General features: G+C 64.5%; 17 protein-coding genes. 7 read left to right on the forward strand and 10 right to left on the reverse strand.

Translation table 11 applies throughout. The features are described 5' to 3' along the window. Nucleotides 1–16 precede the first annotated feature (16 nt). The 3 genes from AAY78_RS00595 to AAY78_RS00605 are packed head-to-tail and all read right to left on the reverse strand — an operon-like array spanning nt 17 to nt 1,663. Nucleotides 17–580 (reverse strand): DUF3618 domain-containing protein, encoded by a 564-nt coding sequence (locus AAY78_RS00595; protein WP_046746437.1) that lies wholly within the window; start codon nt 578–580, stop codon nt 17–19. Then, nucleotides 577–990 carry a phage holin family protein gene (locus AAY78_RS00600; RefSeq protein WP_046746438.1) on the reverse strand — a complete coding sequence of 138 codons (414 nt, stop codon included), beginning with the start codon at nt 988–990 and terminating at the stop codon, nt 577–579. Before AAY78_RS00600 ends, AAY78_RS00595 begins: the two co-directional genes overlap by 4 nt. Next, nucleotides 968–1,663: a hypothetical protein gene (locus tag AAY78_RS00605; RefSeq protein WP_052748583.1), complete on the reverse strand. Its 696-nt coding sequence runs from the start codon at nt 1,661–1,663 to the stop codon at nt 968–970. The genes AAY78_RS00600 and AAY78_RS00605 overlap by 23 nt, the downstream gene beginning before the upstream one ends. Before the next feature lie 215 nt (nt 1,664–1,878). Here AAY78_RS00605 and AAY78_RS00610 point away from each other — a divergent pair, with 215 nt between their 5' ends. The 3 genes from AAY78_RS00610 (at nt 1,879) to AAY78_RS19385 (ending at nt 3,596) form a co-directional block, all read left to right on the forward strand. Continuing rightward, nucleotides 1,879–2,541: a hypothetical protein gene (locus AAY78_RS00610; protein WP_046746439.1), complete on the forward strand. Its 663-nt coding sequence runs from the start codon at nt 1,879–1,881 to the stop codon at nt 2,539–2,541. Nucleotides 2,542–2,619: 78 nt separating this feature from the next. Next, nucleotides 2,620–3,381 (forward strand): DUF2382 domain-containing protein, encoded by a 762-nt coding sequence (locus AAY78_RS00615; protein WP_046746440.1) that lies wholly within the window; start codon nt 2,620–2,622, stop codon nt 3,379–3,381. A 38-nt stretch (nt 3,382–3,419) separates the two neighbouring features. Then, on the forward strand, nt 3,420–3,596 hold the full coding sequence (locus AAY78_RS19385) for a CsbD family protein (protein ID WP_082066565.1): 177 nt from the start codon (nt 3,420–3,422) through the stop codon (nt 3,594–3,596). A 190-nt stretch (nt 3,597–3,786) separates the two neighbouring features. Here the strand turns inward: AAY78_RS19385 and AAY78_RS19990 are convergent, their stop codons facing one another. Beyond that, entirely contained in the window at nt 3,787–3,996 is a 210-nt protein-coding gene (locus AAY78_RS19990) for a hypothetical protein (RefSeq protein WP_442922326.1), read from the reverse strand. Here AAY78_RS19990 and AAY78_RS20255 point away from each other — a divergent pair. Continuing rightward, nucleotides 3,901–4,212 (forward strand): hypothetical protein, encoded by a 312-nt coding sequence (locus tag AAY78_RS20255; RefSeq protein ID WP_442922327.1) that lies wholly within the window; start codon nt 3,901–3,903, stop codon nt 4,210–4,212. The two genes, AAY78_RS19990 and AAY78_RS20255, sit on opposite strands and share 96 nt — an antisense overlap. Before the next feature lie 466 nt (nt 4,213–4,678). Here the strand turns inward: AAY78_RS20255 and AAY78_RS00625 are convergent, their stop codons facing one another. After that, nucleotides 4,679–5,605, reverse strand: a complete 927-nt coding sequence (locus AAY78_RS00625; RefSeq protein WP_046746442.1) for an NAD(P)-dependent oxidoreductase — start codon at nt 5,603–5,605, stop codon at nt 4,679–4,681. A gap of 46 nt (nt 5,606–5,651) precedes the next feature. Between AAY78_RS00625 and AAY78_RS00630 the strand changes: the two genes are divergently transcribed. Then, a complete protein-coding gene (locus AAY78_RS00630; protein WP_046746443.1) occupies nt 5,652–5,948 on the forward strand; it encodes a DUF7882 family protein in 297 nt (98 codons plus the stop codon). Nucleotides 5,949–6,252: 304 nt separating this feature from the next. After that, on the forward strand, nt 6,253–6,582 hold the full coding sequence (locus AAY78_RS00635; RefSeq protein ID WP_046746444.1) for a DUF7882 family protein: 330 nt from the start codon (nt 6,253–6,255) through the stop codon (nt 6,580–6,582). Here the strand turns inward: AAY78_RS00635 and AAY78_RS00640 are convergent. Continuing rightward, nucleotides 6,579–6,824: a hypothetical protein gene (locus AAY78_RS00640; protein WP_156172578.1), complete on the reverse strand. Its 246-nt coding sequence runs from the start codon at nt 6,822–6,824 to the stop codon at nt 6,579–6,581. The two genes, AAY78_RS00635 and AAY78_RS00640, sit on opposite strands and share 4 nt — an antisense overlap. 84 nt (nt 6,825–6,908) lie before the next feature. Then, the gene (locus tag AAY78_RS00645) at nt 6,909–7,247 is read right to left on the reverse strand and encodes a DUF7882 family protein (RefSeq protein ID WP_046746457.1); all 339 of its coding nucleotides are present in this window, start codon (nt 7,245–7,247) and stop codon (nt 6,909–6,911) included. A gap of 652 nt (nt 7,248–7,899) precedes the next feature. Here AAY78_RS00645 and AAY78_RS00650 point away from each other — a divergent pair. Continuing rightward, on the forward strand, nt 7,900–8,178 hold the full coding sequence (locus AAY78_RS00650; protein WP_046746446.1) for a hypothetical protein: 279 nt from the start codon (nt 7,900–7,902) through the stop codon (nt 8,176–8,178). A 192-nt stretch (nt 8,179–8,370) separates the two neighbouring features. Here the strand turns inward: AAY78_RS00650 and AAY78_RS00655 are convergent, their stop codons facing one another. The 3 genes from AAY78_RS00655 to AAY78_RS00665 form a co-directional block, all read right to left on the reverse strand. Continuing rightward, nucleotides 8,371–8,661: a hypothetical protein gene (locus tag AAY78_RS00655; RefSeq protein ID WP_046746447.1), complete on the reverse strand. Its 291-nt coding sequence runs from the start codon at nt 8,659–8,661 to the stop codon at nt 8,371–8,373. Nucleotides 8,662–8,702: 41 nt separating this feature from the next. Then, entirely contained in the window at nt 8,703–8,918 is a 216-nt protein-coding gene (locus AAY78_RS00660; protein ID WP_046746448.1) for a hypothetical protein, read from the reverse strand. 6 nt (nt 8,919–8,924) lie between these two features. Next, a partial coding sequence (locus tag AAY78_RS00665) for a M23 family metallopeptidase (protein ID WP_046746449.1) occupies nt 8,925–9,548 on the reverse strand: 624 nt, incomplete at its 5' end.

Below are 9,548 nucleotides of genomic sequence, written 5' to 3' on the forward strand. Positions count from 1 at the left end.
CCCGATTCGTGCGGGGTCAGCTGTCGGAGATGTTCTCGCGAGCGTGCTGAGCCTGGTCTTTCACGTCGCTGGCCGCGCCCTGGACTTCGTCCTTAACGGTGGCGACGGAGTCCTGTGCCGACGACTTCACGGATTCGACCGACGCCTGCAGAGGCTCCTTCAGATGCTCGCCGACTTCTTTCGCAGCATCGGTGACCTCGTCAACCAGCGGCTGCGCCTGCTCCTTGACGGTTGCAGCGAGGTCTTTCTCCTTCGATGACGCGGGGATCAGAGACGCCGCGAGCAGGCCGGCACCGAACGCGATCAGTCCGACCGCCAGCGGGTTCCCTTCTGCTTTGGCGACCGCGCGGTCCTTCAGATCTCCCGCGTGAGAGCCCGCATCCGACAGCGACGAGCCGGCGTCATCCGCTGCACCCATCACACGCTCACGGACGGACGTGAAGGCGCCACGGACCTTGTCGACCTGTCGGTCCACGATCTTCGACGGGGAGACCTTATCGGCCAGGGCGTCCACGTCCATGCCGAGGTCTTGGCGGGTCCGCTCAATGTCGGCGCGGATCTCGTCGGGTGAATCGCTCATCGGTTCTCCTCATTTCTCTTCAGCGTTTCGGGGATCTCTTTCAGGGTGTCCACCGTCTGCGGGACGCCCTTCACTTGCTTGATCTGGCTGCGCCCGACCAGGAACAGGATCAGGGCAATGACTGCCCACAGGACCGCGACGACAACGCCGGACCAGCCGCCACCCATCAGCGTTCCCAGAGCCCACCACAGCGCGACGGACAGGAAGAACACCGCCATCAGTGCGCCGTAGCCGGCGGCACCCATCAGGCCCGCACCCTTGGCGGACTTCGTGGCCGAGTCCTTCAACTCTGCTTTGGCGAGGGCGACCTCCTGGCGCATCAGCGTCGAAATGTCGCGGGACACTTCCCCGAGGAGATCTCCGATCGAGGTCGATGCGGCTTTCGCTTCAGACGGTGTCGGGTCGGTCATAGCCGTCCTCCCTCAGAATGTCCGGACGGCTGGCGGCCGCCTGCGAGTACACGGGCGTGCCAGCGCCCGTGTCGTTCACCACGGGGACGGGCACGGACGGGTCAGGGTGCACCTGCGGAGGTGCCGGCACGGGAGCGGCGTCTTTATCGTCGGAAGCATTCGCGGCGAGGGCGCGGGTGAGGCGCCCCACAACGATGCCGCCGATCGCGGCGGCGAGGATGAACGTGCCGGGCTTGCGACGTGCGTAGCGCTTGACCTCCGTGAGCACAGAACCAGGGTCCCGGTCGCCGAGCCAGGTTGCGGCAGCAGACAAACGCCCCGACACCTGCTGGACCAGATCGCTGGCGACGCCACTGCCTTCCGAGTTAGTGGCCATGGAGCCGAGCTCGTCGCTGACAGAGCGAAGACCACCGGCAAGACGCTGTTGCTGGGTGTTCGCCTGCTCCGACAGCTCCCGCTGCGTCTGCGCATACAGATCCTTCGCCTGCGTCTTCGCCTCCCCCACGACGGTCGCAGCCTCATCCTTGGCGGTGCCAAGAACGTCCTTCGCCTGAGTTGCCGCCGTGTCCTTCAGGTCGGTGGCTTCCTGCTTGACAGCATCCACCTTGCCCGAAGAACCGGGGGCGTTCACGCCCGAGCCGCTCGGGCTGGACGTCTCATAGTTGTCCGACATTAGTGCTCCTCTCGCGGACCGACCGAACAGTCGGTGGAACCCGTTCTAAACCGTCTCCCCCGCCTCGGTCAGGACCCTTGCTCCGAACAGACTTACAGTGTATTCAGGCCGAGCACACAGAGAGACTTAGTTAGTAAGCCTGCATACAGTACGCGCCTCGAACCCCGGAGGCAACCACCTCCTGCGCTCGTTCCGAAAGCGCCTACTTTCGCCGTATGAACAGCAACGATTCCCACGAGCCCCGGGAACCCGGCGCACCCGTCTACGACAAGGACTCCTCTCACGCAGCCGTCCCCGTCGATGCGAATCACACTCTCCGCACCGATGTCCACGAGCGTGAGAAAGCAGAATTCGGCGGGTTCAAATTCGGATCCGCGTTCTTCGGATGGCTGACCGCCACGGGCACCACCGTGCTCTTGACCGCCCTGGTCGCCGCGATCGGGGCCGCTGTCGGGCTCGGCAACGGCACCACCCCAGAGGAGGCCGCCGACGCCGCGACAGAGAACGTCGGCGCGACCGGCATCATTAGCGCCATCGCGATCGGACTCGTCCTGCTCATCGCCTACTACGCCGGGGGCTACGTCGCCGGACGGATGGCCCGCTTCAGTGGAGTCAAGCAGGGTGTCGCGGTGTGGCTGTGGGCGATCGTGATCGCGATCATCCTCGCCATCGTCACCGCGATAGCCGGTTCCCAGTGGGACATCCTCGCCAACCTGCAGAGCTTCCCGCGCATCCCCGTCACCCCCGAGACAGCCACTCTCACCGGCATCCTCACCGCCCTCGGTGCCGCTGTGGTCGCCCTCATCGGCGCGATCCTCGGCGGCCTTGCGGGGATGCGGTACCACCGCAGGGTCGACCGCGTGGGACTTGGCCGGTAACCCCTGCCGTCGTCGCCCCTGACACACCGACTTCCTCAACCACCCACCACCCGCACGACCGAACGAAAGGCAACACCAATGATCAGCGAACAGAACATCGCCAGCCTCATCGGGGCCACCGTCACGGACACTGACGGCAACAAGATCGGAAAGGTCGGCCAGATCTATGTCGACCCCACCAGCGGTCGGCCGAACTGGGCAACCGTAGCGACGGGCTTGTTCGGAACCTCGGAATCGTTCGTCCCGCTCGACCAGGCCGACGCCGTCGACGGAGATCTCCGAGTCCCGTACGCGAAAGACTTCGTCAAGGACGCACCTCGCATCGATGCTGGCACCGACCTCACCGACAACGAACAGGACGAGCTGTACACCTACTACGGAACCGGCGCCGCTCCCGTCGCCAACGCACCCGCGGACCGGGATGTGGCATCGACCGACGGCTACGACACCTCCGGACCGACGACCGACGACGCGATGACTCGGTCCGAGGAGCAGCTGCACGTCGGCACGGAGCGCGTCGAGACCGGCCGAGCCCGCCTCCGCAAGTACGTCGTCACCGAGCAGGAGACCGTCACGGTCCCCGTCAGCCACGAAGAGGTTCGTCTCGAGCGTGAACCCATCACGGAGGCGAACGTCGAAGACGCCCTGGATGGTCCGGACATCAGCGAGGAAGAGCACGAGGTCGTCCTCACGGAGGAGCGCCCCGTGGTCGAGAAGGAGACGGTGCCGGTCGAGCGTGTCCGCATCGGCACAGAAACCAAGACCGACACTGAGCAGGTCAGCGCAGAGGTCCGCAAGGAAGAGATCGAGCTCGAGGGCGACACCCACACCGGCCGCTGACAACTCCCCGTCGTCAGCCCCACTGAAAGGAGAATCCGATGGGTATCGGAGATGACATCAAGAACACTGCCGAAGATCTGAAAGGCAAAGCCAAGGAATCTGTCGGCAAAGCAACCAACGACAAGTCGACCACAGCCGACGGCCACGCCGACCAGGCCAAGGCCAGCGCGAAGAAGGCTGGCGAGAACGTCAAGGACGCACTGTCCGACAACTAACAAATCTCGCTCCCTCGTATCTCTGCTCGGCACTCGGTGCTTGCGTCTCACTATTTCGCGTGCGGGTCTCCCGCACCGCGGAGACAACGGGGGCCAGGGCGCCGGAGAGTCAAAACACGCCAACGCGGCCGGTGAGCGTCTTGGTCGGACGCGAACACTAGCCGTCAAGGATCGGTGAGAGAATGAAGATTCACGGCACGACGATTCCCTTCGTCTCGCCTGCTTGCAGAGGTGTCCGTGGCGATACGACCGAGGAATGCACGTCATGGGAACGTTCATCTACGAAGGCGGACTGAAGGTCGACATCGAAGATCGGGCACTCAATCACCTCCAGCTCGTCATCTCGGCGGAGTTTCGCGGTGATGACGGCCTGCAGGTGCACCAGAGCGCGGTCCTCGATCTCCGCTTTCTGATGCCCTTCGTAGATGAACGTGCCCATGGTGCGCCTTTGCTCTGTCTCTCGGGCGACAATGCCCGTGATCGCAGCCAGAATGGCGGCGATGCGGAGACACTTAGCGTCCCACTGCTCGGTAGCGAGCAACACCCCCAGGCGGCGTTCCTTCGCTGCATCGGCGTCGCACCGGCGGCGCGCCTGGACCTAGACGTTTGTCTATAGTGGGTTAGCTACAAGTCCACATCGGCGTGTTGGGCGCACCGTTGTGATCGCACCCCAAGGACGTGCCTCCGCGGCACGGATCTGACAGGATGATGACGTCTCCCGACGGTGGGTTGCGCTTTCTCGCACTACCTTCTGGGGAGTTGGTGAACCGGGATCTGGGGAGACCGGGAGCAGTCAGCGCGTGCCCTCCGCTTGTGCGGAGCGAGATGTCGGATCCCCCTCATACGCCCCCGCGTATGAGGGGGATCGACCTTTATCCGCAAACCCCTAGAAGGGACCGGCGACCTTTACGAGGGCTGGGGTCCGTGCAAGGCCACCGGTAGTACCCGGAGGATGCTGGGGAACACCTCCGGTACGCCGAAGATAGTGCGCTCCCGGATCTCCGGAAGAGGGGTTGATCGGGCGCGAGGCATCGGGTATTGCGCCGCGAGATTGCATTCTCAGGCGACACACCGCTTCCGCATCAGTCGAGGCGCAATTGGCGCCCCGTGCGATGCTCGAGCAACTTCACCGCCAACAGTTCGCCGAGCTCCGGGCCGTAATGGTCAAGGGCTGCGTGATGCAGGCTTGAGGAAGCATCGAGCAGGGCCGTAGGGACCTGGGCGATGCGAGCCATGGTGGTGATGGTGTCGAGCTCTTCCACGACGCGGTCGACCCCGAAGGTGGTGAGGTAGTCGCCCTGGAGAAGCCGGCCGGCATGCTCGTCGAGGAACCGGCTCCCTCCCGCACTATCCCGGAGAAGATAATGAAGTTCGGTGGGCGAGATACCTAGGCCTTGGCCGATGAGGAGTGCTTCTGCGGCCGCGACGGCGTGGGCGAACCAGAGCCCGTTGGCGAGCAATTTCACGATCTGACCGTCCTCGGCGCGCGTCCCGGCTCGCCGGATCCCGCCGTCTTGGGTGAGATTCTTCAGGATCGGCAACACTCGGGCGACGGCGAGATCGTGCCCGCTGACGAAGAACACGAGCGTATTCTGCGCGGCCTCGTCGACCGATCCGCCCATTGGCGCAGACACCACCGCCACGTCATGCTGTACCGCGTGGGATGCGAGATCCCGGGTGACGGCTGGGTCACCGGAGGTGAGATCCAGCCAGAGCGCGCCGGCAGGCAGCAGCGGAAGCGCCTCGACCACGACCTGGCGTAACTCGACCGGTCCGGGAAGGACCGTGACGAAGACGTCCGATGCGGCGGCGAGTTCCCGCACAGTGTCCGCCCAGGCCAGGTCCGGAGCCGCCACCTTTCGGGCCGGATCCGTATCGAAGACCTTCACGGAGTGAGAGCCCGTCAACGTCCGAGCGATCGGCTCCCCCATACGGCCCACCCCCACCACCCCGATCCTGACGGCGACGGCACGGGAGCGATCGGGATCCATCCCAGCACTGTGCCACATCCCGAGTCGGGTTCGTAGGTGCACAGGAACCGAGTAGGTTCACGTCATGGGCACACTCGAATACAACAGCTCCCGGCCGCCGATTGAGATCGATGACGAGACTCTGACGCATCTGAAAATCGTGATCGGGACCAAGCTGCGCCGCCAGGAAAGCTTCATGATGACGTGGCTCCCCCGCGATGAGGTTCCGGCCAGTCGGCTGACGATCTGGATGCATCCGAGCATCCCCCTCATCTTCGCCTTCGACGATGCCCTACTGCGTCCCAGCGACCCCGCACGGATCGAACGGATGATGGAGCACGTCGCCTCGCGAGGTGAACTCGTCCTCGACCAACTCCCCTGAACACACCCCCTCGTCGTGCAGCCGCTGGTGCAGATTTGTCTTGTGCGGCCTGGGGAAAGGTGGGATTGTTGCTTCGCGTCTGCGACATCGATGGGTGGGAGCACCTTCCTGGGGACCGGTATCTTCGACGCGGTCGGGCGGTTGCTCTCCCTCCTCCCAGAGTCTTCAGCAACCGCCCGACCACCCGCCCCCGTCCCAGCGCACTGACCACGGCCACCCTTGTTCACGAGCCGTCTGACGCGCGCTGGTTTTCGACGGCGCGATTGCGTGCGGCACCGATAGCTGCTGCCGCTATGGTGAGCGTATGGCGACTCTTCACTACGGTGCATCCGATGATGCAATCCACATCGATGACCGCGCTCTCGCGCACCTGAAGGTCGTCATCGCAACCAAGCTCCGCCGCAACGAGTCGTTCACTCTGTCCTGGAAGCATCCCGAAGGCGAGCCCGGCGGGCGCTCCACAATCTGGGTTCACCCCTCGATCCCGCTGCGGTTCGTGTTCGACGAACCCGACGCACCCCAGATCAACGTGAAGTGGGTAGAGCAGCTCATGCACACCGCGAACTCCAGCGGCGGGATCTTGCTCGTCGACGAGGTTTTGGAGACGCCCGAGCTCGAGGCCAGCAACGCTTAGAGCAGATCCCAGTTCCCGGACGCGCCCAGCGACAGCACCGCGTCGTCCGAATCGTACGTGACGCTCTCATCTGTGATGAGGACGCGGCTGCGTTGCGTGATCAACGCTCTCACCTGGCGGCCATCGATCGTCGCGAACCGCACGACCCGTCCCGCCGTTTCTACCGCGGCTTCCAGCTGCTCACACAACTCGTCGACATCCTGCGACGGGGAGAGTACGAAATTAGAGCCATCGATGCTCACGTGTGTCTGCTCTACCGTCCGTTCCCGCATACCCAGCACGGTACGACCGCCAGGGACCGTGACAAATAGGGTTGCGCGATGGTGTCATGCTGAGGCAGGAGCCAACTCCTGGTCCAACCTCGTACCCTCCGCCGGCTCCGGGACCATGTAAAGGCCGGCCGGCGAATTCGCCGTGAACGCCAACGCATCCACCCACGCACGATTGACCGGGGGCGTGCGGCTCCCGTAGAACTTGAACACGAGGTTGCTACCCGGATGGATCCACACCGTCGTCCGGCCCCCACCGACGCTGACATCCTCCCGCCAGGTGAACGGGAACGGCTCACCGCGGCGCAGCTTCGCCGTAATGACGAGCTGCACATGAGTCAGAGCGCGGTCCTCAATCTCGACCTTCTGACCGCCCTCGTACGTGAACTTACCCATGATCGACCTTCCTGCCGTGTGCATCACCAGTATCCCGCACACGGCCCTCGTCCCCTGCCCAGCTCGGACGAACATTGCGGCGAAGTCACCAGCCTCGCCGGCACGATCATGATCGTCACGTCGAGATCTACCGGTAGCGCTGACCACCCGTGCCGGGTATCGCGTGAAGCACGGGGTGCCCGCCATACAGGTCGAGGCACCCCGCTCGGAGTGGGCACCAAGGAGGGGGGGACGGTGCAACCACTCCGTCTATGACGAATCGAAAAGCCGGGTAGAAGAAGCACACTCCAAGAACCTCACATGCGCAAGACACGAACTCACCGATGCTCGAGCTTCCGCGCCCGATTCGATCCACCACCCACCGAAACACCCCGCCAGAACCATCTTTCGGTGAGCGTTACCGGCGGCTAAACCGAGCACTCAACATACGGCCAGCCGCAAACGATCGTTTCTGGCGACCAGGCCGACGAGGACCATCAAGCGCGCGACACGCCGAAGCGTGACCCGCCGAAACCCTCCGCGGAAACCTAACCGCACCGAAACGCGTGTGGTACGTATTCGGCGGAGTGTCGGACGGGCGTTCTCGACAGCGGATACGCCGGTCACGATTACGCCGGGTCACCAGTAACTGAGCGAGCGATAGAGTGCCGGCATGATTCGTCGTCCCGCGCTTGCCCTCGCTCTCGTCCTCTCGGCCGTGCTTCTGGCGAGCTGCGCCGGGAGCGATCCCCAGGCCGATCTTGAGCAAGACTGCGTCGAGCAAGTGGCTGAAAAGGCCGGTGTCGCAGAGTCCGACGTCGTTGTCACTGAGCGGATCAAGAACCCCGCGGGCAGCCTGGACTGGCGAGGCACGTATCCGGGCGGTGAGTTCGGCTGCGCCGGTGCGATGGACGCCGACGAGCTGTTCCAGGTGCTCACGTTCGACAACTGAGCCAGGTGACTTGACACGTAAGTGTCAACGCACGCGGCCGTTTGTCGATGACGCACAAGTGCCCGTGGCGATCGCCACGGGCACTTAGAGCTTGTGAAGGTCAGACTCAGAGAATCATTGTCGGGATTCCACACGCCGGCAGCTGCGAGCTCACCGCGGCGCCGGCCGGAGCATTGTGGGGTTCCGACACACTCACTTCCGAGCCCATCGCTCCGCGGAAAGCGCGGCTGAGGCGAATGCTCGCACGGCCTCGTCGGGGTCAGTGATCGACTTATCCTCGTCGCCGTCATTGTCGATCGTGACGTACCGGGTAGCGTGGCCGCTCTGATCGTTCCAGATGAGCAGATACACGGGCGAATCGCCCGCGTCGCTCTCCGTACGATCGTTGGGCTTCGCGGCCTCTGCCTCGACGGCGCGGATCGCGTGCAGATTCACCGCGGCCAGGCGGCCGCTGTTGCGTTCCCGAAGGGTGAGCATCGGCATGGTGTGTTCCTCTCAATCGGTGATGGGGTATCTGGCGAGCATCAGCGTTCGTCCTCGAGTTTTTCTGTCGGGACGAACCGCACGCGGGCCTTCTGCGCCTCGTGCCTGGCCTTCCGGTCGGCGGCCGCACGGCGGCGCTGACGTTCGCGCGTGCGGGCGTGTAGCCGGCGGCGGGTGCGTCGAGCTGCCACGACGGCGCTGAGCACGAGAAGCGTGCTCAGCGCTCCGAGTAGGTAGCTGGCGACGTCGATGGGCACGGCCGGCTACTTCGGGAGCGGGGCGCCCACGGATGCCATGAACGTTTCGGGATTGATCGCCTTGCCGTCTTTGAAGACCTCGAAGTGCAGGTGGCATCCCGCGGACGACGTGCCCTCGTTCCCGGTGGCGCCGATCAGCTCCCCCGCGGCAACTTGCTGCCCGTCCTGAATGAGAATGTCCTCGCGGCGCTGGTGGTAGTACTTCGTCTTGATGCCGTTGCCGTGGTCGATGGTCGTAACGCCGCCGCCGAGGTCTGTCCAACCCTTCGTGGCGATGCCGGCGCTAGCGGCCCAGATAGGACTCTGACAGGTGCCGTCTGCGAGGTCGGTACCCATGTGCTGCCGCTCGCAACCGCTCCCCCGGCAGTCTCCAAACGTCCCCGTGACGGTGCCACGTGCGGGCACGATCCACTCACCGCTGCCAGGTGCGCTGCAATCGCCGCTGAGCGCGTCGACGACGGCCGTAGCGTCGTCGACCCAGCGCGTGTAGTGATCGGGGTTGCTGTTGATCTGGACACGGTGTGCGGCGTGGCTCGGCGGCATGTTCTGCCAGCCGTCGACGGCCGCGAGCCTGGTGTAGAACATCGTGGCGGCCTTGGTTGGGTTCAGGCTGCCCCACCACTCCTGCTG

This window comes from Microbacterium sp. Ag1 (assembly GCF_001005635.1).
Taxonomy (GTDB): Bacteria; Actinomycetota; Actinomycetes; order Actinomycetales; family Microbacteriaceae; genus Microbacterium; species Microbacterium oxydans.